The organism is Ruegeria sp. BC2 (assembly GCF_056539245.1).
In genome coordinates this window covers 520,263-541,887 of the sequence record NZ_JBQFUQ010000002.1, presented here as the reverse complement: position 1 = coordinate 541,887, position 21,625 = coordinate 520,263, and the positions used below count along the sequence as shown (strand labels likewise).

General features: G+C 63.0%; 21 protein-coding genes. 12 read left to right on the top strand and 9 right to left on the bottom strand.

Annotated features, from left to right (window positions below):
• Positions 1 to 29 precede the first annotated feature (29 nt).
• Genes tsaE through trxA form a run of 6 tightly spaced genes read left to right on the top strand, consistent with a single transcriptional unit; the run spans position 30 to position 8,841 of the window.
• Positions 30 to 500, top strand: coding sequence for a tRNA (adenosine(37)-N6)-threonylcarbamoyltransferase complex ATPase subunit type 1 TsaE (gene tsaE / locus ACR0CU_RS12970; RefSeq protein ID WP_170447185.1), 471 nt, complete (start codon positions 30 to 32; stop codon positions 498 to 500).
• A complete protein-coding gene (locus tag ACR0CU_RS12965) occupies positions 497 to 1,501 on the top strand; it encodes an aminoglycoside phosphotransferase family protein (protein WP_480643168.1) in 1,005 nt (334 codons plus the stop codon). Before tsaE ends, ACR0CU_RS12965 begins: the two co-directional genes overlap by 4 nt.
• On the top strand, positions 1,498 to 2,184 hold the full coding sequence (locus ACR0CU_RS12960; RefSeq protein ID WP_170447189.1) for a nucleotidyltransferase family protein: 687 nt from the start codon (positions 1,498 to 1,500) through the stop codon (positions 2,182 to 2,184). The genes ACR0CU_RS12965 and ACR0CU_RS12960 overlap by 4 nt, the downstream gene beginning before the upstream one ends.
• On the top strand, positions 2,177 to 5,104 hold the full coding sequence (gene addB / locus ACR0CU_RS12955; RefSeq protein ID WP_480643166.1) for a double-strand break repair protein AddB: 2,928 nt from the start codon (positions 2,177 to 2,179) through the stop codon (positions 5,102 to 5,104). Before ACR0CU_RS12960 ends, addB begins: the two co-directional genes overlap by 8 nt.
• Positions 5,101 to 8,460: a double-strand break repair helicase AddA gene (addA, locus tag ACR0CU_RS12950; protein ID WP_170447193.1), complete on the top strand. Its 3,360-nt coding sequence runs from the start codon at positions 5,101 to 5,103 to the stop codon at positions 8,458 to 8,460. The genes addB and addA overlap by 4 nt, the downstream gene beginning before the upstream one ends.
• A 60-nt stretch (positions 8,461 to 8,520) precedes the next feature.
• On the top strand, positions 8,521 to 8,841 hold the full coding sequence (gene trxA / locus ACR0CU_RS12945; RefSeq protein WP_093963876.1) for a thioredoxin: 321 nt from the start codon (positions 8,521 to 8,523) through the stop codon (positions 8,839 to 8,841).
• 126 nt (positions 8,842 to 8,967) lie between these two features.
• Here trxA and ACR0CU_RS12940 read toward each other — a convergent pair whose 3' ends face one another.
• The gene (locus ACR0CU_RS12940; RefSeq protein ID WP_093963877.1) at positions 8,968 to 9,162 is read right to left on the bottom strand and encodes a DUF1127 domain-containing protein; all 195 of its coding nucleotides are present in this window, start codon (positions 9,160 to 9,162) and stop codon (positions 8,968 to 8,970) included.
• Positions 9,163 to 9,357: 195 nt separating this feature from the next.
• Here ACR0CU_RS12940 and hslV point away from each other — a divergent pair, with 195 nt between their 5' ends.
• Positions 9,358 to 9,915, top strand: a complete 558-nt coding sequence (gene hslV / locus ACR0CU_RS12935; protein WP_093963878.1) for an ATP-dependent protease subunit HslV — start codon at positions 9,358 to 9,360, stop codon at positions 9,913 to 9,915.
• 3 nt (positions 9,916 to 9,918) lie between these two features.
• On the opposite strand, the gene ACR0CU_RS12930 is transcribed toward hslV, so the two are convergent.
• Positions 9,919 to 11,160, bottom strand: coding sequence for an MFS transporter (locus ACR0CU_RS12930; RefSeq protein ID WP_170447195.1), 1,242 nt, complete (start codon positions 11,158 to 11,160; stop codon positions 9,919 to 9,921).
• Positions 11,161 to 11,360: 200 nt separating this feature from the next.
• On the opposite strand from ACR0CU_RS12930, the gene hslU reads away from it, so the two are divergent.
• The 3 genes from hslU to ACR0CU_RS12915 all read left to right on the top strand — a co-directional run bounded on the left by hslU (position 11,361) and on the right by ACR0CU_RS12915 (position 15,084).
• On the top strand, positions 11,361 to 12,668 hold the full coding sequence (gene hslU, locus ACR0CU_RS12925) for an ATP-dependent protease ATPase subunit HslU (protein ID WP_170447197.1): 1,308 nt from the start codon (positions 11,361 to 11,363) through the stop codon (positions 12,666 to 12,668).
• Positions 12,669 to 12,769: 101 nt separating this feature from the next.
• On the top strand, positions 12,770 to 13,867 hold the full coding sequence (locus tag ACR0CU_RS12920) for an alpha/beta hydrolase (protein ID WP_170342596.1): 1,098 nt from the start codon (positions 12,770 to 12,772) through the stop codon (positions 13,865 to 13,867).
• A 71-nt stretch (positions 13,868 to 13,938) separates the two neighbouring features.
• Positions 13,939 to 15,084 carry an MFS transporter gene (locus tag ACR0CU_RS12915; RefSeq protein ID WP_217356820.1) on the top strand — a complete coding sequence of 382 codons (1,146 nt, stop codon included), beginning with the start codon at positions 13,939 to 13,941 and terminating at the stop codon, positions 15,082 to 15,084.
• Here ACR0CU_RS12915 and ACR0CU_RS12910 read toward each other — a convergent pair.
• Genes ACR0CU_RS12910 through ACR0CU_RS12900 form a run of 3 tightly spaced genes read right to left on the bottom strand, consistent with a single transcriptional unit; the run spans position 15,081 to position 17,364 of the window.
• Positions 15,081 to 15,668, bottom strand: a complete 588-nt coding sequence (locus ACR0CU_RS12910; RefSeq protein WP_170363948.1) for a Smr/MutS family protein — start codon at positions 15,666 to 15,668, stop codon at positions 15,081 to 15,083. The genes ACR0CU_RS12915 and ACR0CU_RS12910 overlap by 4 nt on opposite strands.
• Entirely contained in the window at positions 15,668 to 16,708 is a 1,041-nt protein-coding gene (gene mltA / locus ACR0CU_RS12905; protein ID WP_170447201.1) for a murein transglycosylase A, read from the bottom strand. The genes ACR0CU_RS12910 and mltA overlap by 1 nt, the downstream gene beginning before the upstream one ends.
• Positions 16,705 to 17,364, bottom strand: coding sequence for a Tim44/TimA family putative adaptor protein (locus tag ACR0CU_RS12900; protein ID WP_170340666.1), 660 nt, complete (start codon positions 17,362 to 17,364; stop codon positions 16,705 to 16,707). Before ACR0CU_RS12900 ends, mltA begins: the two co-directional genes overlap by 4 nt.
• A 108-nt stretch (positions 17,365 to 17,472) precedes the next feature.
• Here ACR0CU_RS12900 and ACR0CU_RS12895 point away from each other — a divergent pair, with 108 nt between their 5' ends.
• Positions 17,473 to 17,967, top strand: a complete 495-nt coding sequence (locus ACR0CU_RS12895) for an FxsA family protein (protein WP_170340668.1) — start codon at positions 17,473 to 17,475, stop codon at positions 17,965 to 17,967.
• A gap of 54 nt (positions 17,968 to 18,021) precedes the next feature.
• Positions 18,022 to 18,522 carry a protein-export chaperone SecB gene (secB, locus tag ACR0CU_RS12890; RefSeq protein WP_170342607.1) on the top strand — a complete coding sequence of 167 codons (501 nt, stop codon included), beginning with the start codon at positions 18,022 to 18,024 and terminating at the stop codon, positions 18,520 to 18,522.
• A 25-nt stretch (positions 18,523 to 18,547) separates the two neighbouring features.
• Here the strand turns inward: secB and dnaQ are convergent, their stop codons facing one another.
• The 4 genes from dnaQ to ACR0CU_RS12870 are packed head-to-tail and all read right to left on the bottom strand — an operon-like array spanning position 18,548 to position 21,282.
• Positions 18,548 to 19,270, bottom strand: coding sequence for a DNA polymerase III subunit epsilon (gene dnaQ, locus ACR0CU_RS12885; RefSeq protein WP_170342610.1), 723 nt, complete (start codon positions 19,268 to 19,270; stop codon positions 18,548 to 18,550).
• Positions 19,263 to 19,856 (bottom strand): dephospho-CoA kinase, encoded by a 594-nt coding sequence (gene coaE / locus ACR0CU_RS12880; protein ID WP_170447203.1) that lies wholly within the window; start codon positions 19,854 to 19,856, stop codon positions 19,263 to 19,265. The genes dnaQ and coaE overlap by 8 nt, the downstream gene beginning before the upstream one ends.
• Positions 19,853 to 20,686: a shikimate dehydrogenase gene (locus tag ACR0CU_RS12875; RefSeq protein WP_480643162.1), complete on the bottom strand. Its 834-nt coding sequence runs from the start codon at positions 20,684 to 20,686 to the stop codon at positions 19,853 to 19,855. Before ACR0CU_RS12875 ends, coaE begins: the two co-directional genes overlap by 4 nt.
• Positions 20,683 to 21,282, bottom strand: a complete 600-nt coding sequence (locus ACR0CU_RS12870; RefSeq protein ID WP_170370397.1) for a Maf family protein — start codon at positions 21,280 to 21,282, stop codon at positions 20,683 to 20,685. The genes ACR0CU_RS12875 and ACR0CU_RS12870 overlap by 4 nt, the downstream gene beginning before the upstream one ends.
• Between the last annotated feature and the right edge of the window lie 343 nt (positions 21,283 to 21,625).

Sequence of the window (21,625 nt, the reverse complement as noted above, 5' to 3'; positions counted from 1 at the left end):
AGGGTTCGGCCCCCGTTCATTGTGGCGCCATGAATTCGCCCGCTTCGATCACTCTGACATCACCGGAAGAAACCGCCGATCTGGCCAGCCGCCTGTCCGCCCATTTGGCGCCCGGCGACATTATTTTGCTGGACGGCCCAATCGGCAGTGGCAAAACCCATTTTGCACGCAATCTGATCCAATCGGCACTGCCTGTGCCCGAAGATGTGCCATCGCCCACATTCACGCTGGTTCAGGTTTACGATGGCAAAGCCGGCGAAATCTGGCACTCCGATCTGTACCGGCTTACCTCAGTGGATGAGATAGAGGAATTGGGCCTGACCGGGGCCTTTGATACGGCGATCTGCCTTGTGGAATGGCCTGACAGGCTGGGTCCGCTACAACCGGCCTCGGCCTTGTTGGTGCAGTTTCATGCCGACCCCGCTGCCGAAGAAACCCGACACCTGACCCTGACGTGGTCCGACCCCAAGTGGACCGAAAAACTGAAGAGGATCGCATGAGCAACCGCGCAGTTCTGGCCGAGGCGCTGATCGCACGGACCCCTTGGGCCAAAGCCTCTCGCGCGCCGCTGGCTGGAGACGCCTCGAACCGCCGGTATGAACGTCTGACCGACCCGGACACCGGGCAGACCGCCGTTTTGATGGACGCGCCCCCGGACAAGGGTGAAGACGTGGAACCGTTTGTCAGGGTGGCCGAATACTTGCGGTCCGTCGGTCTGAGCGCGCCCGAGATTCTTGCCGAGGACGCCGAGAGCGGGTTCCTCCTGCTGGAGGATTTCGGCGACGATCTGTTTGCCCGCCTGATCGAGAAGCAGCCGGATGTCGAGCGTGAATTGTACGAGGCCGCAACCGACGTGCTGATCCATCTGCACTCTGGACCCCTGCCCTCGTTGGACAGCTATGACCCGTCCCTCATGGCGGAATTGTCGTCCCTTGCCTTCACCAAATATGCCCAAGGGATACAAGGCGCCTATGACAAAGACGCCTATGATCGTTTTCAGCATCGGTTCGCCGACATATTGCTGCAGGAAACCTCGGGCACGCGGGTGGTGACCCTAAGGGACTACCATGCCGAGAACCTGATCTGGCTGCCTGAGCGCGACGGGGTCCGCCGGGTCGGTCTCCTGGATTTTCAAAGCGCAATGCTGTGCCATCCCGCCTATGACCTGATGTCGTTGCTGCAGGATGTCCGCCGCACTGTGCCCGCCGCAATCGAAATGAGCATGGTCAACCGCTACATCACGGCAACAGGTGTGGATGACCATGATTTCCGCACGGCGTACAGTGTCCTCGGCGCCCAACGCAACCTGCGGATACTGGGGGGATTTGCCCGCCTTGCCACCGACTATGGCAAACCGCATTACGTGGATCTTATCCCGGCGGCCTGGGCTCATCTGATGCGCGATCTCGAGCATCCGGCGCTGGTCTCGGTCGCGGATCTGGTTCGGCAGGCGCTGCCATCCCCAACGCCCGAAAACCTTGCAAGGCTGAGGGCCGGATGACCGATACACCCGAGGCCATCATGCTGTTTGCCGCCGGTTTCGGCACCCGCATGGGCGCGTTGACCCGCACCCGACCCAAGCCGCTGATCCCAGTGGCCGGACGGCCGCTGATCGACCATGCGCTGGACCTGACGGATGCGCTAAGGCCGCGCCGGGTGGTCGCGAACCTGCATTACCTGGCTGATCAGCTGACAGATCATTTGGCGCCACGTGGTGTCCTGCTTTCACACGAACAGCCGGACATCCTGGAAACCGGCGGCGGATTGCGCGCGGCCCTGCCGCTGCTGGGTCCGGGGCCGGTTTTCACGATGAACACCGATGCGATCTGGTCCGGGCCCAACCCTTTGGAGTTGCTGAAGGCGGCTTGGGATCCGGCGCGGATGGACGCTCTGTTGATCTGCGTGCCGATCGCACAGACGATCGGACATGCAGGCCTCGGAGATTTCAGGATCGACCCCCAAGGCCGGCTTGAACGCGGGCCGGGTCACGTCTATGGCGGCATTCAGATCCTGAAGACCGACGTTCTGGCGGACATTCCGGAAAAAGCGTTCTCGCTCAATATCTTGTGGGACCGGATGCACCGCGATGGCCGGCTGTACGGTCTGCAGTATCCCGGGCGCTGGTGCGATGTGGGCCGGCCCGAAGGCATCGCCCTGGCCGAGGAGATGCTGGCCGATGTTTGACTCCAGCGCCACCCCCCGGGTCTTTGCGGTGCCGCCCGGTGCGGATTTTCCGCAGGCACTGGTGCGTGGGCTGCGGGCGCGCTGCGACGGCCACCCGCCCGAGGCACTGGCCCGCGTGCAACTGGTGCTGAACACCCGCCGCATGGCCCGCCGTGTGCGCGAGCTGTTCGATCAGGGTCCGCCCTGCCTCTTGCCCCGCATTTCGCTGGTCACCGATCTGGGCGAAAGCGTCGATCTTGATCGTGTACCGCCCGCCGTACCGCCCTTGCGTCGCCGGCTGGAACTGACGCAGCTGGTGGCGCGACTGCTGGACCAGCAACCGGACCTGGCCGCGCGGTCGTCGCTGTTTGACCTTTCCGACAGCCTCGCTGCCCTGATCGAAGAGATGCAGGGCGAAGGCGTCCCGCCCGAGGCGATCCGGCAACTGGACGTGACTGACCTGTCGGGCCATTGGGCACGGACGCAGGCCTTCATCGGCATCGCCGACCAGTTCCTGAAGACCGAGGATGGCAGTCTGGACGTGCAGGCCCGCCAACGCCGCGTGGTCGAGAACCTGATCGCCCGCTGGCAGGACGCGCCGCCGCAACACCCCGTGATCCTGGCCGGGTCCACCGGCTCGCGCGGGACCACGCTGATGCTGATGCAGGCGGTGGCGCGGCTGCCGCAGGGGGCGCTGATCCTGCCGGGGTACGATTTCGACCAACCCGCTCATGTCTGGGAACGGTTGGATTCGGCAATGACCTCGGAGGATCACCCGCAATACCGGTTCCGCAAGCTGATGACCGAACTGGGGATAGGGCCGGATCAGATCGCATCCTGGACCCCGGACCAGCCCCCCTCGCCCGCGCGCAACCGTTTGGTTTCATTGGCATTGCGCCCTGCCCCGATCACCGATGCCTGGATGAGCGAAGGCCCGCAGCTGCGCGATCTGGATGCCGCGACTCGCAACATCACCTTGGTCGAGGCGCAATCGCCGCGGGCCGAGGCGCTGGCCATCGCCCTGCGCCTGCGGCAGGCGGCCGAGACCGGCCAGACCGCCGCCCTGATCACCCCCGACCGGATGCTGACCCGCCAGGTCAGCGCCGCGCTGGACCGCTGGAACATCCTGCCCGACGACAGCGCCGGCCTGCCGCTGCAACTGTCTCCGCCGGGCCGGTTCCTGCGTCATGTGGCCGGGCTGTTCGCGCGCCGTCTGGATGCCGAGGCGCTGCTGACCCTGCTGAAACACCCTTTGTGCCACAGCGCCGGCGACCGCGGCGCGCATCTGTTGCACAGCCGCGATCTGGAACTGCACCTGCGTCGCAATGGCCCGCCCTTCCCCGACAGCGCCAGCCTGACAGGTTTTGCCGTCGAAAAAGACGTGCCGGATGCGTGGGCTCTGTGGCTGATCCGCAATTTCTGCAACCAGCAGATCAGCGGCACCCTGCCCCTGACCGACTGGGTGCAGCGCCTGCGCGATCTGGCCGAGGCGATTGCTAGCGCCGGAACTGACGGCGCGGGCGAGTTGTGGGACAAGAACGCAGGCCAAGCAGCGCTGGCGGTGATCTCGGGCCTTGCGGACGAGGCCGAGCACGGCGGCGAGATGACGGCGCTGGATTTCGCCGATCTGCTGGGTGCGCTGCTGGCCGGACAAGAGGTCCGCGACCGCGACGCCCCCCACCCGCGGATCATGATCTGGGGCACGCTCGAAGCGCGCGTTCAGGGTGCCGACCTGCTGATCCTGGGCGGGTTGAACGAAGGCAGCTGGCCCGAGGCCCCCGCGCCAGACCCCTGGCTGAACCGCCAGATGCGCGACCGTGCCGGCCTGTTGCTGCCGGAACGGCGCATCGGCCTGTCGGCGCATGATTTCCAGCAGGCCATCGGCGCGCCCGAGGTCTGGCTGACCCGCGCGGTCCGCTCGGATGATGCCGAAACCGTTCCATCACGCTGGCTGAACCGTTTGACCAACCTGTTGCAGGGCCTGCCGGATCAGGGCGGCCGCGCGGCTCTGGAACAGATGCGCGACCGGGGCAAGACATGGCTGCGCTGGTCCGAGATGCTGGAACAGGCGCCCCGGATCGCCGCCGCACCGCGTCCTTCACCGCGCCCGCCGGTGGTCGCGCGCCCGCGCCGCCTTTCGGTGACCGAGATCAAGCGGCTGATCCGCGACCCTTATGCGATCTATGCCAAGCACGTCCTGCGCCTGAAACCGCTGGACCCACTGGTACAGGCGCCCGACGCCCTGCTGCGCGGCATCGTGATCCACGAGATCCTGGAACATTTCGTCAAGGACAGCGTGCTGGACGGTGCGCTGCTGACCCGCGACAACTTCCTGAAACGGGCCGAGGCGCTGCTGGATCAGCATGTCGCCTGGCCCACCGCCCGGAAACTGTGGCTGGCGCGGCTCGAGCGGATCGCCGACGACTTTCTGCGCGCCGAGATCAGCCGCCGCAGCGACGGCGGTCCGATCGCCTTCGAGGCCAAGATGCGCTTGACGCTGGAACCGCTTGGGTTCACCCTGAATGGCCGCGCCGACCGGATCGACCGCAACAGCCGCGGCGCGCTGACCATCATCGACTACAAGACCGGCACGCCACCCTCGGAGTCGCAGCAGGCCAAGTTCGACAAGCAATTGCTGATAGAGGCCGCGATGGCCGAGCAGGGCGGGATCGAAGGATTTGACCCGATGGCCGTGGCCAACGCCGTGTTCATCGGTATGGGCGGCACCTACAAAGAGGTCCCGGCACCCTTGGACAAAGAGCCGCCCGACAGGGTTCTGGCCGAGCTGAAGGAGCTGATTTCCACTTATTTAGAGCCTGATCAGGGGTTTTCGTCGCGCCGGATGATGCACAAGGACAGCGACGTGGGCGACTATGACCACCTGGCGCGGTTCGGCGAATGGGACCGCACCGCCGAAACCAAGCCCGAGGATCTGACATGACCCCGCGCGACGAAGCGACCGAACGGCAGGTTCAGGCGGCGCGGCCCGATGCGTCGACCTGGCTGGCGGCCAATGCGGGCTCGGGCAAGACGCGGGTTCTGACCGACCGCGTGGCGCGGCTGCTGCTGGACGGTGTTCAGCCGCAGCACATCCTGTGCCTGACCTACACCAAGGCCGCCGCCAGCGAGATGCAGAACCGCCTGTTCAAGCGGCTGGGCGAGTGGGCGATGCTGGACGACGCGGCGTTGCTGCGGCAACTGACCGAACTGGGCGTCGAGGGGGTGATCGACCCCGACCGCCTGGCCCGGGCCCGCACCCTGTTCGCGCGCGCCATCGAAACGCCGGGCGGGTTGAAGATCCAGACGATCCACTCGTTCTGCGCCTCGCTGCTGCGGCGGTTCCCGCTCGAGGCCGGGGTCAGCCCGCAGTTTTCCGAGATGGAAGACCGCGCCGCGGCCCTGCTGCGCGAGGAAATCGTCGAGGATTTCGCCGAAGGCCCCCAGGCCAGCCTGATCGAGGACGTGGCCCGCCACATCACCGATACCGGCTTTGACAAGCTGACCGCCGCAATCGCCCAAAAGCGCACCCTGTTCACGCCCGCGCTGCAATGGCCCGACTTGCTGGCCCGTTTTGGCCTGCCCGAGGGGTTCGACGAGGACGCGCTGCTGGCGCAGGTGTTTCTGGGCGGCGAGGTCGAGCTGATCCGGTCGATACTTCCGGCGCTGGCGGGCGGCGGCAAGACCGACGCCAAGGCGGCCGAGAAACTGTCGGGCTTCACCGAACCCGCCTTGGGTCAGTTGCCGGAGCTGGAAGACGTGTTCCTGACCGGAAAATCCGCCAAAGAGCCCTTTACCGCCAAGATCGGCAGTTTTCCTACCAAGGCGCTGCGCGAGGGGGTCTTGGCGGGGCAGATGGATCCGCTCGAGGCGCTGATGCGGCGGGTCGAGGCCGCGCGGGAAGGACGCCTGGCGCTGGCGGCAGCCCGAAAATCCATGGTGCTGCACCGCTTCGCGGCGGCATTCCTGCCGGAATATGAGCGCCTCAAGCAACTGCGCGGCTGGCTGGACTTCGACGACCTGATCCTGCGCGCGCGCCTGTTGCTGAACGATCCGGCGGTGGCCGCTTGGGTTCTGTACCGGCTGGATGGCGGCATCGACCACATCCTGGTGGACGAGGCGCAGGACACCAGCCCCGATCAATGGGATGTAGTCGAGAAACTGGCGCAGGAATTCACCAGCGGCGAGGGCGCACGGTCCGAGGTCGAGCGGACGATCTTCGTGGTCGGCGACAAGAAACAGTCGATCTATTCCTTCCAGGGGGCCGACCCGCAGGCCTTTGACCGGATGCAGGCCGAGTTCGGGCGGAAACTGCAGGAATCAGGCTCTAAACTGTGGGATTGGACGCTGGAATATTCGTTCCGTTCCTCCAGCGTCATCCTGTCGCTGGTCGATATCCTGTTCGAAAACCGCGCCGAGGCAGGGTTTCAGAAAGAGTCGCAGCACCGCGCCTTCAAGGCCGATCTGCCGGGCCGGGTCGATCTGTGGCCCGTGGTGGAAAAGGTCGAGGACGCGGACGAGGGCGACTGGACCGATCCGGTCGATCGGCCCGCGGCGCAGCATCACACGGTGATTCTGGCCAACCAGATCGCCGCGCGCATCAAGGCCATGATCGACGCCGGCGAAACCATCCCCGAAGACGGCCCCACGCGCGGCACATTCGTGCGCCGCAAGGTGCGGCCGGGGGATTTCCTGATCCTGGTGCAGCGCCGCTCGGACCTGTTCGCCGAGATTATCCGCGCCTGCAAGGCCCAGGGTCTGCCGATCGCGGGGGCCGACCGGCTGAAGGTGGGCGCGGAACTGGCGGTCAAGGATCTGGCCGCGCTGCTGAGCTTTCTGGCCACGCCCGAGGATGACCTGTCGCTGGCCACGGTGCTGAAATCGCCGCTGTTCGGCTGGTCCGAGCAGATGCTGTTCGACCTCGCTCATCGCCGGCCGGAAAAGTATCTGTGGGCGGCGCTGCGCCATCGGGCCGGAGATTTTCCCGAAACGCTGGCTGTGTTGAACGATCTGCGCGGGCAGGTGGACTTTCTGCGCCCCTATGACCTGATCGAACGGGTGCTGACCCGCCATGACGGCCGTCGCAAATTGTTGGGCCGTCTGGGCGCCGAGGCCGAGGACGGCATCAACGCGTTGCTGTCACAGGCGCTGGCCTATGAGCGGTCGGACATTCCCAGCCTAACTGGCTTCCTGGTCTGGATGCAGACCGACGACCTTGAGATCAAGCGCCAGATGACCGGCGTGGGTAACATGATCCGGGTGATGACGGTGCATGGCTCGAAAGGGCTGGAGGCGCCGATCGTGATCCTGCCGGACACCGGCAAGCGGCAGCCGCCCCGCGATGCCGAGATCATGGTCGCCGACGGCACACCTCTGTGGAAGGTGCCCGCCGACCTGTCGCCCAGCCTTGTCACCCGTGCCCGCGAAGACGCGCGCCAACGCGAGGAGAACGAGCGGCTGCGTTTGCTGTACGTCGCGCTGACCCGGGCCGAGAAATGGCTGATCGTGGCGGCGGCCGGCGATCTGGGCCGGGACGGGTCCAGCTGGTACCAACTGGTCGAAGAGGCGATGGGCCGGGCAGGGGCAACGGAGATCCCCGACACCGGCATCCGCCGTCTGGCGCATGGCGATTGGGAGGGTCTGCCACTGGACCATCGCCCGACGCCGGAACCGATGCAGGATACCCTACCGGATCTGTTCCACCGGCCCGCGCCCGAGCCGACGCCCGACCCCGAGACGCTCAGCCCGTCCGATCTGGGCGGGGCCAAGGCTCTGCCGGGCGAAATCGGGCTTGAGGAAGAGGCCGCCAAACTGCGCGGCACCCGCCTGCACCTGCTGCTCGAACATCTGGCCCAGGCGCCGCGCGACCGGTGGGATCAGCTCTGCGCCCGGCTTCTGCCCGATATGCAGGACGGTGACCGCCGCGACCTTCTGGCAGAAGCGGCGGGCGTGCTGACCGCACCGGACCTGACCCCCGTCTTTGCCCCGGACGCGCTGGCCGAGGTGCCGGTCTCGGCCACTCTGGACGGTCGCCGGATCCACGGGGTGATCGACCGGTTGATCGTGACGGATGACGTGGTGCAAGTCATTGATTTCAAATCAAACGCCACGGTTCCCGATCGGGCCGAGACCTGCCCCGAGGGCCTGTTGCGCCAGATGGGCGCCTATTCCGCCGCGCTGTCGCAGATCTATCCCGGCCGCGAGATCCGCACCGCGATTCTGTGGACCCGGACGGCGCGCCTGATGTGGCTGCCACACGATCTTGTGACAGATGCGCTGGTGCGGGCCCAGATATCTTGACCTCCCCAATGGGCGCACCTACGTTCGACTCCCAACCGCATATCATTCAGGAGACAGAATATGTCGACCGTAGCCGTAACCGACGAAACCTTTGACGCCGAAGTCAAGAACTCGGACGTCCCCGTCGTGGTGGATTTCTGGGCCGAGTGGTGCGGACCCTGCAAGCAGATCGGCCCCGCTCTGGAAGAGCTGGCGGCCGAATATGGCGGCAAGGTCAAGATCGCCAAGGTCGACGTGGACAGCAACCCCAACTCGGCCGCAGCCATGGGCGTACGCGGAATTCCCGCGCTGTTCATCTTCAAGGACGGTCAGGTGGTTTCGAACCGCGCAGGCGCTGCCCCGAAGGCCGCCCTGCAAAGCTGGATCGACGAATCCATCTGATACCGAACTGAACTCAAAAAAGGCGCTCCTCATGGGGCGCCTTTTTTTGTGCATGGTCTGCGCAAAAAGAAAAAGCCGCCCGGAAATCCAAGCGGCCATTCGTCTTTAGTCGAATTCGGTCTGAATTCAGATCTTTGCGATATCTTCGCGGACCAGACCGATATCTTCCAGCTGGGCATCGCTCAGTTGCGACAGCAGCTTGCGGGTCTTGCGGGCGGTGTTCCATTCGGCGACAGCTTCGAAAGCGTGCGAGATGCCGTCCACTACACGCAGGATGGTAGCTGCTCCGAGCGGCGCATGGATGTTTGCGGTGGTTGCCATTTGCGCATTCCTTTTTTGAAACAGCCGACCCTGTGTCGGTTGTAAGCCTCATCTAGTCTTGCGACAGGCGACTCACAATTGCTGGTCCGACAACCCCGTGATGCACGGATTGCATATCTTTTAGGCAGTTTGAGAACGGGTTGCGCGGATCGCGCCCCCGGCCCATATAGGGCATCAACGGATACGGAGGCTTGAATGGCTGAGAACGACTTTCCCGGTTGGCACGGCACCACGATCATCGGCGTCAAGAAAGGCGGCCAGATCGTCATCGCGGGTGACGGGCAGGTCAGCCTGGGCCAGACCGTGATCAAGGGCACCGCCCGCAAGGTGCGGCGCCTGTCGCCCGGCGGGTTCGAGATCGTCGCCGGGTTCGCCGGATCGACCGCCGACGCCTTCACACTGCTGGAACGGCTGGAAGCCAAGCTGGAGGCCACGCCGGGGCAGCTGGCCCGCGCCTCGGTCGAGCTGGCCAAGGACTGGCGCACCGACAAATATCTGCAAAAGCTCGAAGCGATGCTGATCGTCACCGACGGCCGAGATCTATTCGTGATCACCGGGGCCGGGGATGTGCTCGAGCCGGAACATGACGTGGCGGCGATCGGGTCGGGTGGCAACTTTGCCCTAGCAGCTGCGCGCGCGATGATGGACAGCGACAAGTCGGCCGAGGAGGTTGCCCGCGAGGCCATGGCAATTGCCGCCGACATCTGCGTCTACACCAACGGCAACCTGACGGTTGAGAGCATTTCGGGCTAGGGGTCAGGCCAGCAGGGCCGAAATCTCCTTGCCCTTCCACCGGCGGTGCATCCCGATCAGCCCCAGAATGGCCGAGGCGATCACGATGTAATAGGGCAGGCGGATATCGATGCTCATCAACCCGCCGCCGATCAGCGACATGATTCCACCGGCCAGGCAGAACACGGCCGTGGTTACGCCCATGACCCAGCCCTGATCCGCCTCGCTGACCGACGAGGAGAACAGGCCCAGAAGGGTCGGGTAGGCCACGCCGAACAGGAAATAGAACAGGAACACCGGCACGTAGCTGAGCACGCCGCTGGGGCTGAAGGCAAAGGCAAAGCCGCAGATCACCATGACGATCAGCGAAACATATATGATGTTGTGCTTGCTGAACCGTTCCTGCGCTGGTTTTACGAGAAACGTACTGGAGAAGGCCAGCGCCACACCAATGACGACCATGGCCATGCTGCCGCCGATCACGCCGTAACCAAAAGCGCTGGTCAGGAAATTGTCCACAAACACGTAGAAGGTGACGTTCGCGATCATGAAGAACGCGTAGACGGGCAGGATCTTCAGAACCATGGGGTGGCCACGTACGGCGACCAGGCTGTCGGTCACATCGCGGGGGCGAAAGACGAAGGGTTCGCGTTCGGTTCGGGTATCCTTGAAAAAGAACAGCACCAGCAGGATCGCGATAAGCACCAGGACAAACGCGCCGTAGAATGGGGTCTTGAGCGTGGCAACGCTGCCCAAAAGCGCCGCATCCGACAGGACCGCTCCGATGATCGGGCCGCCGACCAGGCCAAAGCTGACCCCTGTCACGATATAACCCATGTTCCGGTCACGATCGGCCGCATCCGTGCTGCCGTCGATCATGGCAGCCTGCGCGATGGGTTGGTTTCCGGCCGTGAACCCGGTGATCGACCGGCCCACGATCAACAGGATCAGGCTATTGAGATACAGCGCCGCAATCGTGATCGCATAGCCTGCCAGCGCGCCACCCAGGCAGACCAGAAGTGCATTCTTGCGCCCGATGGAATCCGAGACCTTCGAGACATAGACGACGCCCAGAAACCAGGACAGGAAGAAACACCCGATCACCAGACCGTAGTAGAAGTGACGGCTGCCCATTGACGTGCTTTCCGGCAGAAAGCCTGACTTCGTCTCCATGATCAGCGAGTTGATGATCGGAAAGACCAGCCCTTGACCGATCAGGTCCACGAACACCACGAACAGCAGGGTAATCTTGGCAATCTTGGACATTTCACTCTCCGGGTCCCGCGCACATTCCGCCAACCCTATCAGAGGACACCGAAATCTCCCAACACGGAGGTCAGGAAAGAATTGCATTGGCGCCGGGTCATTGTTAACCAACGCGGCCAAATGTGCGGTCTCGGTTGTTTTTGCCGACCCCGTGCTTACCTAAGCCGCAGCTGACTGCCGACCATCGAAAGGACTGCCCTGTGACCGACCTGACCCCGCGCGAGATCGTCTCGGAACTGGATCGTTTCATCATCGGGCAGAAGGATGCCAAGCGCGCTGTCGCCGTGGCCCTGCGCAACCGCTGGCGGCGCAAGCAGTTGCCGGATGACATCCGCGACGAGGTCTATCCCAAGAATATCCTGATGATCGGGCCCACCGGCGTGGGCAAAACCGAGATCAGCCGCCGCTTGGCCAAGCTGGCCCGCGCGCCTTTCATCAAGGTCGAAGCGACCAAATTCACCGAAGTCGGCTATGTCGGCCGCGATGTTGAACAGATCATCCGCGATCTGGCCGATGCCGCTATCATCCAGACCCGTGAATACATGCGCGAAGAGGTCAAGGCCAAGGCGCATCAGGCTGCCGAGGACCGCGTGATCGAGGCCATCGCCGGCTCGGACGCCCGCGAGAGCACCCGCGAGATGTTCCGCAAGAAGCTGAAATCCGGCGAGCTGGACGACACGGTGATCGAGCTTGAATTGGCCGACACGTCCAACCCGATGCCGATGTTCGACATTCCCGGCCAGCCGGGCGGTCAGATGGGCATGATGAACCTAGGCGACATTTTCGGCAAAGCTTTCGGCGGGCGCACCGTCAAGCGTCGCATGACCGTTGCCGAAAGCTATGACATCCTGATCGGGGAAGAGGCCGACAAGTTGCTGGATGACGAGGCCGTCACCCGCGCGGCGCTGGAATCGGTCGAGCAGAATGGCATCGTATTTCTGGACGAGATCGACAAGGTCTGCGCCCGGGCAGAAACCCGCGGCGGGGATGTCAGCCGCGAAGGGGTGCAGCGCGACCTGCTGCCGCTGATCGAAGGCACGACCGTGTCCACCAAGCATGGCCCGGTCAAGACCGACCACATTCTGTTCATCGCCAGCGGCGCGTTCCATATCGCCAAGCCTTCGGACCTGTTGCCGGAACTGCAGGGGCGTCTGCCGATCCGGGTCGAGCTGCGTGCGCTGACCGAAGAGGATTTCGTGCGCATCCTGACCGAGACGGACAACGCGCTGACCCGCCAGTATACGGCTTTGATGGGCACCGAAAACGTTACCGTCAGCTTTACCGAGGACGGGATCGCCGCGCTAGCCCGGATCGCCGCCGAAGTGAACCAGAGCGTCGAGAATATCGGCGCCCGGCGCCTGTACACCGTGATGGAGCGCGTTTTCGAAGATCTGTCCTTTGTCGCGCCGGACCGTGCCGGCGCGGAAATCGTGGTCAACGCGCCCTTTGTGGATGAAAACCTTGGTGAGCTGACCAAATCCACGGACCTGAGCCGTTACGTTCTGTAACATGATCAGCCGGTTTTCGCCGGTTGATCCTGCGCAATTATCTGGACGCGTCGGCAGGTTACGCTATGCGTAGCACGTAACTGTTGGTCTGGGATCGATCCGTGCTGCGCTATCTGATCATTTTCGTCACGGTTTCCGTTTTGGGAGGCTGCGTTGATCGATCCATCTCGGTCACCTTGCCCGAAGCGTTGGACGTCGGAACGGCGCAGACCGTGTTCGCGGCCACCACCCGCGCACGCGAGGCCGATGGCTCATACGGGTATCGTCGCGCTGACCGCCTGCAATTCCTCGAAACCACCGTCTCGATCCCGCCGAACCACCGCCCCGGGACGCTTGAGTTTTCCTATTCGGACCCTAACCCGAGCCGGCAGTTCGTTTTGGCCGGTGTGCGCGAATTTCCGTCCGAGCAGGATCTGAAAGCACGGCTGAACGGCGCCAAGGAAGTCACGATATTTGTTCATGGCTACAACGCCACCCAGACCGAAACCGTTTTTCGCGCGGCTCAGTTGGCTCACGACATCGGCCTGCCCGGCAAGACGTTGGTCTATTCCTGGCCCAGCCGAGGGGCCGGGTCGGGCTATGCCTATGATCTGGACAGTATGCTGTTTGCCCGCGACGGGCTGCAACAAACCATATCTACGCTGAAATCCCTGGGCGTCCCGCGCGTGCTGATCGTTGCGCACTCGATGGGAGGCGCGCTGACCATGGAGATGATGCGCCAGGCTGAGCTGCGCGAGCCAGGCTGGTCGCGGCGCAATCTGGAAGGTGTATTGCTGATCTCGCCCGATCTCGACGTTGACGTGTTCCGGTCGCAGATGGCGGTGATCAAATCTCCGCCCGAGCCATTCGTGATCATGGTCTCGCGCAAAGACAAGATCTTGAACGTGTCCGGACGCCTGCGCGGAACCGCCAAGGGCGAGCGGCTGGGCAACATCAGCTCGACCGAGAAGCTGGCGCAGTACCCGGTCAGCATCATCGACACCACGGCCTTCAACAAAGATGCGGAATCCTCGCATTTTGTGGCCGCCACATCTCCGGCACTTCTGTCGATTCTCAACGCGGCGGGCCGGGTCAGCAGGACGTTTGGCCGGGATCAAGGCGGCATTGATCTTCTGGTGCCGCCGGCCGTGCGAAACGATGCCGGCGCGACCGAGGTTGTTCTGACCGAAACCGGGCAGGTGCGGGTCAGCACTCCGTGATAGGGCGAGGGGTCCGCCTATTCCTTGCGGACAATGCTCCGTGGTTGGGCGCGGGGGTCTTGCTGACCTTCATGTCCAGTTTCGGGCAGACCTTTTTCATTTCGATCTTCGCCGGGCAGATCCGGGCCGAGTTCGGCCTCAGCCACGGCGCATGGGGCGGTCTTTATTCCTTGGGCACGACTGTTTCCGCGATCGTCATGATCTGGGCCGGAGGGCTGACCGATATTTATCGTGTCCGCGTGCTGGGCCCGGCTGTCCTGCTTGGGCTTGCGTGTGCCGCGCTGGCGATGGCGGTCAATCATTGGGTGATCCTGTTGCCCGTGGTCATCTTTCTGCTGCGTCTGTTCGGCCAGGGCATGTGCAGCCATATTGCCATGGTTGCGATGGCCCGGTGGTTCACGGCCACGCGGGGCAGGGCACTCTCCATCGCAACGCTGGGATTTGCCGTCGGTGAGGCCCTGCTGCCCGTGCTGTTCGTCGCCGCCATGGCCTTTGTCGACTGGCATTTTCTTTGGGCGCTGTCCGCCGCCATCGCGTTGTTGGGAATACCCTCGTTGATGCGGATGCTGCGTCAGGAACGGACGCCGCAAAGCCTGGCTCGGGAAACCAGCGCGACCGGGATGCTTGGGCGGCACTGGACACGGCGCGAAACGCTATTGAACCCGCTTTTCTGGTTCATGATGCCGGCGCTCATGGGTCCTTCGGCATTTATCACTGCGTTCTTCTTTCACCAGGTCCATCTGGCGCAGACCAAGGGCTGGGCCCATATCCAACTGGTTGCGTTGTTTCCGATCTATACCGGGGTGTCGATCTTGGCGATGTTCGCCTCGGGCTGGGCGCTGGACAGATGGGGCACGGCGCGGATGATGCCCTTCTATCAACTTCCGATGGCCGCCGGGTTTGCACTGTTTGCGTTCGTCCAGACAATACCCGGCGCCGTAATCGGTTTGTCCTGTCTTGCCATTTCGGTCGGCGCCAACAGCACGCTCCCCGCCGCGTTCTGGGCCGAGTTCTACGGCACCCGTCACATCGGCGCGATCAAGGCGATGGCTGCCGCCGTCATGGTGCTGGGGTCTGCTGTCGGGCCCGGCCTGACTGGCGGGCTGATCGATCTGGGCGTGCCGCTCAGCACGCAGTTCCTGTGGATCGCCTGGTTCTTCGTGGCAACGTGCGGCATAGTCTGGATCGGTATTCACAGGGCCCGGCGGCTGCTTTAGCGGATCCGCCTAAGATACACATAGTAAGCCCCATCACCGCCATGGCTGATATGGGCCGGACTGACCTGAAGAACCGCTTGGGCCAAGGGCGGCAAATTCAACCACTGAGGCACCTGGTTGCGCAGCACGCCGCGGGGCGTCGGGATTGGGCCGGGTTCGTCTCTGTCCTTGCCTTTGCCGGTGACCACCAGAACCAGTCGTTTTCCCGATGCCTGCGCCGACAGGATGAACCGGATCAAAGCAGGATGGGCCGTGTCGACCCGCATTCCGTGCAGATCCAGCTTACCTTCGGGCTTCAGCTTGCCGCGTTTCATCCGCGCAAAGGCCTTGCTGTCCATCTGTACGGGAGCGGCACGCAGGCTATCGCCGATTGCGGGCTTCAAGCTGTGGCCGCGCCCATTTGTCGGTGCATTCTGACCCAGTTCAAAGGCGTCTATCCGCGCTTTTGGGGTTTTTCGCGGCTTGGGTTTCGGCAATGTCGATGGGTGAACGGATTGGGGAATCTCCGGGTGCAGCCGCTCGGTCTGCCGGGTCACCTTGTGCCACAATTCAATCTCGTCTTCGGTCAGCTTGCGGCGGGTCATCAGAACTCATCCGGCAGCATGGCATAGGCGCGTTGGATCGGCAGCAGAACGATCATGCGGCCGGGATCCTTGAGCTGGCCCGCTGCCTGTCCTGCGGCGTCCCCGGTTCCGAAAAAGATGTCGGCCCGTTGTGCGCCCTTGATTGCCGAGCCGGTGTCCTGGGCGATCATCAAGCGCCGCAGCGGAGTCTTGCCGTCTTTTTCAACCCAGACCGGCGCACCCAACGGGGTATAGGCCGGGTCCACGGCGATGCTGCGCATTGCGGTGATCGACCGGTTCATTGCGCCCAAAGGCCCGCGGTCTGCAGCCACCCGCGAAACCTCGCGGAAAAAGACGTAGGACGGGTTGTGCATCAACAGCTCGGTCCCAATCTCGGGGTTCTTGCGCACCCAGGACTGGATCATCCGGGCGCTCACATCATGCGCACCCAGAATACCGCGCCGGACCAGCTCAACCCCAACCGACCGATAGGGGTGGCCGTTGGCCCCGCCATATCCGACACGCACCGAACTGCCATCCGGCAAACGGATGCGCCCCGAGCCTTGAATCTGCAGAAAAAACAACTCGACCGGGTCATCGACCCAGGCGATTTCCAAGCCGCGGCCCTTCATCACGTCACTGGTCAGCAACTCGCGCCGACTGAGCCATTGCCCAGCCGCCCGCGCCTCGGGCGGCATCTTGTAGACCGGGTATCTGTAGGTTTCAGTCCGCGTCCGCGAGCCGTTCAATTCCGGTTCAAAATATCCGGTGAACAGCGGGGCCTTTTCATCCTCGATCAGGATGGGCCGGAAGAACAGTTCGAAAAAGGCGCGCGCGGCATCGGGCTCGTATGTCCGTGCGGCTGCACACAACGAACGCCAGTCCGGATCGTCCAGATCCCCGCAAGTGTCCAGAAAAACGGACAAAGCCGCGCCGTGGTCATCCTCGGCCCAGCCATCAAGGTCAGCAAATGACAGGATGGATCGCGTCGCCTCAGCTCCGGCGGCATTGGCGGCGGTCAGAACCGCCACCAGCATCAGCGACCGGAGCGTTCCGATCATGCGTCCGTGGCGACAAGCAGCCAGTTCGGATCATCCGCGCCCATGACGCGAGCAAAAGTCCAGCTGTCCTTTTGGCGCTTGATCGTGTTGGGGCTGCCTTCGATGATGTCACCGCCCCGGTCACGCACGACCGACGTCAGCTCGCCGACGAACCGCACAGTGATCTCGGCGCGGTTTGAATCCTTGTCGAATTGTGCATCCACCAGGCCCATCTCACGCACACCGATGAACTCGGCCTCGATCGTCAGGCCCTTGTCCTCGCGATCGGCGACAACCGACACGAAGGTTTCGAAAACTTCCTCGGACAGGAAGGGCTGGATTTCATCCAGATTGCCCCGCTCGAACCCCATGACGATCAGCTCATAGGCGCCACGGGCGCCCTGCAGAAACTCGCTGACCGAAAAGCTGGGCTCGACTCGCTTCATTGCGGCCAGCGTCTGCGCCAATTCGCTGTCTTCGGGCACATGGTCGGTAATGTCACGATCCGGACCGCCGTCGATCACTTCGAAATCACGACGCGACTTCCCGGTGTCGGGTTGCTGCGGCACCGGTGGTTTTTCAAAGCCTTCGCGCGTGCCCAGCACGCTTCTGAGACGCAGGATCAGGAAGATGGCTATGCCAGCCAGCACCAGAAGCTGGATCAGGGGTGAATTCATTTCGTCCTCTTTTCAGCACCGAGACTTTGTACACGCGGCCTCGTGCCACTATGTAGGTGACAGTTGGTGGCAAGTCCACAGCCCGGCCTATGGGAAAGGATAGCGCATATGTATCTGTTCTTGGCATTTTTATTGGTGCCGATCATCGAAATCGCCCTTTTTATCCAGGTCGGCGGTCTGATCGGCCTGTGGCCGACGCTGGCAATCGTGGTTTTGACCGCCGTTCTGGGTACCGCGATGGTGCGGACACAAGGTCGCATGGCGATGGGTCAGCTGCAGCGCGCCTTTTCCGAACTGGACGACCCGACCGAACCGCTAGCCAATGGTGCAATGATCCTGCTGTCAGGCGTTCTGCTGATGACGCCCGGGTTCTTCACCGACGCAATCGGCTTTGCGCTGCTGGTTCCCGGGGTGCGGGCCGCGGTTTTTCGGTATCTCAAATCACGGGTCACGATTACCCAGTTCCAGATGGGCCCCGGCCCGCAATACGGGGCGGCGCGTGATCCGTTCGGTGGGGATGACATCATAGACGGAGAGTATTCGGAAGTGCGCACAAAACCCGCACAACCGTCGAAATGGGTGGAAGGGCCGCACCAGCATTGAGGTGCCCGGCCCAACTTGATAAGCAGTGGCGAATTTAAATTTTGGAGCGGATCCATGACCGAAGAAACCGCCGCCGGCACAACCGAGCCCCAGGCAGCCCCCCAAATCCAGATGCGCATTCTGGGACAGTTCATCCGGGACATGTCCTTTGAAAACGTGATGGCGCAAAAAGGCGTCTCGGGCGACGTGCAGCCCGAGATCTCGGTCCAGGTGAACCTGGATGCGAAAAAGCGCTCGGCCGATCACCAGTACGAGGTGTCGATCAAGCTGAACCTCAAGTCCAAGGCCAAGGGTCTGGAGGACATCCTGTTCCTGTGCGAGATCGATTATTGCGGCCTGTTCCACGTGGAAGGCGTGCCAAATGATCAGTTGCACCCGTTCCTGATGATTGAATGCCCGCGGATGCTGTTCCCTTACCTGCGCCGCATCGTCAGCGACATCACCCGCGACGGTGGCTACCCGCCGGTCAACCTGGACAACATCGATTTCGTCGGTCTGTACCGCAACGAGTTGATGCGCCGTCAGGCCGAGGCGTCCGACAAGACCGAGGCGTGATCAGGCAACCCGCATCTGACCCAGATCAGGTGCGGGACCACAGGGCGTTTTCGCCCAGCTTTTCGACAAATGCATCATGCGCAGCGCGCTCATCCTCGGTAATCCGGGGCTGCAGTGGGTTGGGCCGTGGACCGGGGCGCCAAATGTCGCCACCGGTTGAGCTTTCGGCAGACGCCGAAGACAGGCCAAAATCTGGTTGGCGTCCGCCGATCAGCTCCAGATAGACTTCTGCCAGGATTTCCGAGTCGAGCAACGCACCGTGCAGAACCCGGTTCGAATTGTCGATGTTGAACCGCCGGCACAGCGCATCCAGCGAGGCGGGCGAGCCGGGAAACCGCTTGCGCGCGATCGCCAGCGTGTCCAGCGCCTGCTCCATCGGAATCGGGGGCAGGCCCATCCATCCCAACTCGGCATTGAGGAACTTCATGTCGAATGAAGCGTTGTGGATCACCAGCCGTGCATCCCCCACGAAATCGCGGAAGGCCTGCCCGACCTTCGCAAAGACAGGTTTGTCCTTCAGGGTGATCTGGCCCGGTTCGGCAGGTTGCGGCGGCTCCAGCAGGTCAGGGCCGATGCCGTGCACGCCGAAAGCCTCGGCCGGCATCGAACGTTCGGGGTTGATATAAACGTGATAGGTCTCGCCCGTGGCGACATGGTTCCACAGCTCGATGGCGCCGATCTCGACGATCCGGTCGCCGCTTTCGGGGTCGAACCCGGTGGTTTCCGTATCCAGTACGATTTCACGCATCTGCCAATCCTGCCCTGATCTGCCTGACCACATCCTGCACCTGTGCGCGGGCATGGTCCAGAGTGTCGGTGACGATCACGAAATCCGACCGCGCGCATTTTTCGTCATTCGGCATCTGCTTGGCGCGGATCTGCTCGAACTGCGCCTCGGTCATCGTGCCCCGCGCCATGACGCGGCTTTTCTGCTCGTCCGGGGGGATCGAAACGCAGGCCACCGCATCCATCTGCGCGTCGCCGCCGGTTTCGAAAAGCAATGGGATGTCAAAGACAAGGATGTCCGACTTGGCCGCCTGTCGAAACGCCTCGCGATCCTGGGCCACCAGCGGGTGGACGATGGATTCGATCCGTTTCAAGGCGGTCGGATCGGCGCCGATGGTCCGTTTCAGCGCGTCACGGCTGACGGCCCCATCCTCGATCGCGTCGGGAAATGCCGCGCGGATCGGCGCGACCGCCGCGCCGCCCACCGCATACAGCCGATGCACCGCGGCGTCGGCATCCCACACGGCGCAACCTTCCTGCGCGAACAGGTCGGCGGTAGTGCTTTTGCCCATGCCGATCGACCCGGTCAGACCCAGCGCAAAGCTCATATCAGAACCGCTGCGCGGGTTTCTTCCGTAACCTCGGGGCGCAAGCCGAACCACCGCTCGAACCCGGGCACCGCCTGATGCAGCAACATGCCCAGCCCATCGACGACGGTACAGCCCGCAGCCTCGGCCTGTTCCAGAAGGCGGGTCTTCAACGGCGTGTAGACCAGATCAGTCACCACCGTTCCCGGCTGCAACCCGTCCAGCGGGACGCGCAGCTCGGGCTGACCCTGCATACCCAGCGACGTGGTGTTCACCACCAGTTCGGCGTTTTCGATCACGTTTCCGGCCTGGACCCAATCGACCACGGTGATGCGCTGGCCAAATTCCTCTTTAAGGTGATCGGCGCGCGACCGCGTGCGGTTGGTCAGCAGGATCTCGGGCACGCCGGCCTCGGCCAGCGCCTGCAGCACCGCCCGCGCGGCCCCGCCCGCGCCGAACACCACCGCCGGGCCATCCTGCGGCACCCAATCCGGCGCGCCCGCGCGCAGGTTCTGCATGAACCCGTACCCGTCGGTATTGTCTGCGTGAATCGAGCCATCGGACCGGAACACCAGCGTGTTCGCCGCCCCGACCACCGAGGCGCGGTCCGACACATGATCGGCCAGGCGCAACGCGGCCTCTTTGTGCGGAACAGTAACATTGGCCCCCACGAACCCGGCCTTGGGCAAGCAGCGCAGGACCGTTTCAAGATCGGCAGGCGCAACATCCATCGGCACATAATGGCCCGGCAAACCATAGGTCTTCAGCCAATAGCCATGCAGGGCAGGCGATCGGGAATGGGCAATCGGGTGTCCGATGACTCCGGCCAGTGGAATGCGTTTGTCGGTCATTGTTCGATCACCCCTCGGACCGCTAGAAAATTGAGCAGCTCCAGCAGGGGCATACCCAAGACGTTAAAATAGTCGCCGTCAATGCTGCTGAACAGGCGCACACCCTCTTCTTCCAGCTTGTAGGCCCCGACCGCATGGCGAATGCTGTCCCAGTTGCGCGCGACATAGCCCTTCAGATAGGCATCCGAACTGGCGCGCATCCGCAACCGCACCTGACCGACATGGCGCCAGACCGGTTCGCCGTTCTGATAGATCACCGCCGCCGACAGCAGCATGTGACGCTTGCCGCGCATCGCCTTCAACTGCGCCAGCGCCTCTTCGGGCGTTTCGGGTTTCGACAGAAGCCGTCCGTCGAAATCCAGAACCTGGTCACAACCCAGAACCATCGCTCCGGGCGTCTTGTCACTGATCTTGCGCGCCTTGAGCTCGGCCAGTGCATCGGCGATGTCGCGGGGCGGCGCGCCCTCGGCCAGAAGCGCGCGTTTGGCGGTATCCTCGTCCACGCGGGCGACCTGGACGGAAAACGGCACTCCGGCGTTCCGCAGCAACTGCGCGCGGATCTCGGACCCCGAGGCAAGAACGATGGGGACAGTCATGTGGAAAACCCCGTGGGTAAGTGGATCATTGGTCTTGAACGGTTTGTATGGTTTTCCGGTTGACACGCAAGCCCGCGATTTAGGCCTGAAACTTCCCTGAGTCGCTCAAAGACTGTCCGGTCGGGACAAGGATAACTCGGGATCTTGGGACTTCCTATTCATCAAAAGATGTCCCTTGAGTTATCCCCAAGACAGGTCCGCGATGTATAGTTTAAATGCTTGTTTTTATTATGTAAAAAATGAAATCACCAGAATCACCCAGTTTTGGAATTTATTCATCCACCTGGGGAAAACTGGCGGACAAAACAATAATCCACGGATTTTGCCCACCCTACAAAACCAT

What these genes read in the sequence shown, in the direction of transcription:
- ACR0CU_RS12940 (WP_093963877.1), bottom strand. Translation starts at nt 9,162, where the DNA reads ATGGCAACCACCGCAAACATCCATGCGCCGCTCGGAGCAGCTACCATC.
- ACR0CU_RS12895 (WP_170340668.1), top strand. Translation starts at nt 17,473, where the DNA reads ATGTATCTGTTCTTGGCATTTTTATTGGTGCCGATCATCGAAATCGCC.
- ACR0CU_RS12900 (WP_170340666.1), bottom strand. Translation starts at nt 17,364, where the DNA reads ATGAATTCACCCCTGATCCAGCTTCTGGTGCTGGCTGGCATAGCCATC.
- ACR0CU_RS12875 (WP_480643162.1), bottom strand. Translation starts at nt 20,686, where the DNA reads ATGACCGACAAACGCATTCCACTGGCCGGAGTCATCGGACACCCGATT.
- tsaE (WP_170447185.1), top strand. Translation starts at nt 30, where the DNA reads ATGAATTCGCCCGCTTCGATCACTCTGACATCACCGGAAGAAACCGCC.
- coaE (WP_170447203.1), bottom strand. Translation starts at nt 19,856, where the DNA reads ATGAGCTTTGCGCTGGGTCTGACCGGGTCGATCGGCATGGGCAAAAGC.
- trxA (WP_093963876.1), top strand. Translation starts at nt 8,521, where the DNA reads ATGTCGACCGTAGCCGTAACCGACGAAACCTTTGACGCCGAAGTCAAG.
- ACR0CU_RS12965 (WP_480643168.1), top strand. Translation starts at nt 497, where the DNA reads ATGAGCAACCGCGCAGTTCTGGCCGAGGCGCTGATCGCACGGACCCCT.
- ACR0CU_RS12915 (WP_217356820.1), top strand. Translation starts at nt 13,939, where the DNA reads ATGTCCAGTTTCGGGCAGACCTTTTTCATTTCGATCTTCGCCGGGCAG.
- secB (WP_170342607.1), top strand. Translation starts at nt 18,022, where the DNA reads ATGACCGAAGAAACCGCCGCCGGCACAACCGAGCCCCAGGCAGCCCCC.
- addB (WP_480643166.1), top strand. Translation starts at nt 2,177, where the DNA reads ATGTTTGACTCCAGCGCCACCCCCCGGGTCTTTGCGGTGCCGCCCGGT.
- ACR0CU_RS12930 (WP_170447195.1), bottom strand. Translation starts at nt 11,160, where the DNA reads ATGTCCAAGATTGCCAAGATTACCCTGCTGTTCGTGGTGTTCGTGGAC.
- ACR0CU_RS12960 (WP_170447189.1), top strand. Translation starts at nt 1,498, where the DNA reads ATGACCGATACACCCGAGGCCATCATGCTGTTTGCCGCCGGTTTCGGC.
- ACR0CU_RS12910 (WP_170363948.1), bottom strand. Translation starts at nt 15,668, where the DNA reads ATGACCCGCCGCAAGCTGACCGAAGACGAGATTGAATTGTGGCACAAG.
- mltA (WP_170447201.1), bottom strand. Translation starts at nt 16,708, where the DNA reads ATGATCGGAACGCTCCGGTCGCTGATGCTGGTGGCGGTTCTGACCGCC.
- addA (WP_170447193.1), top strand. Translation starts at nt 5,101, where the DNA reads ATGACCCCGCGCGACGAAGCGACCGAACGGCAGGTTCAGGCGGCGCGG.
- ACR0CU_RS12870 (WP_170370397.1), bottom strand. Translation starts at nt 21,282, where the DNA reads ATGACTGTCCCCATCGTTCTTGCCTCGGGGTCCGAGATCCGCGCGCAG.
- dnaQ (WP_170342610.1), bottom strand. Translation starts at nt 19,270, where the DNA reads ATGCGTGAAATCGTACTGGATACGGAAACCACCGGGTTCGACCCCGAA.
- hslV (WP_093963878.1), top strand. Translation starts at nt 9,358, where the DNA reads ATGGCTGAGAACGACTTTCCCGGTTGGCACGGCACCACGATCATCGGC.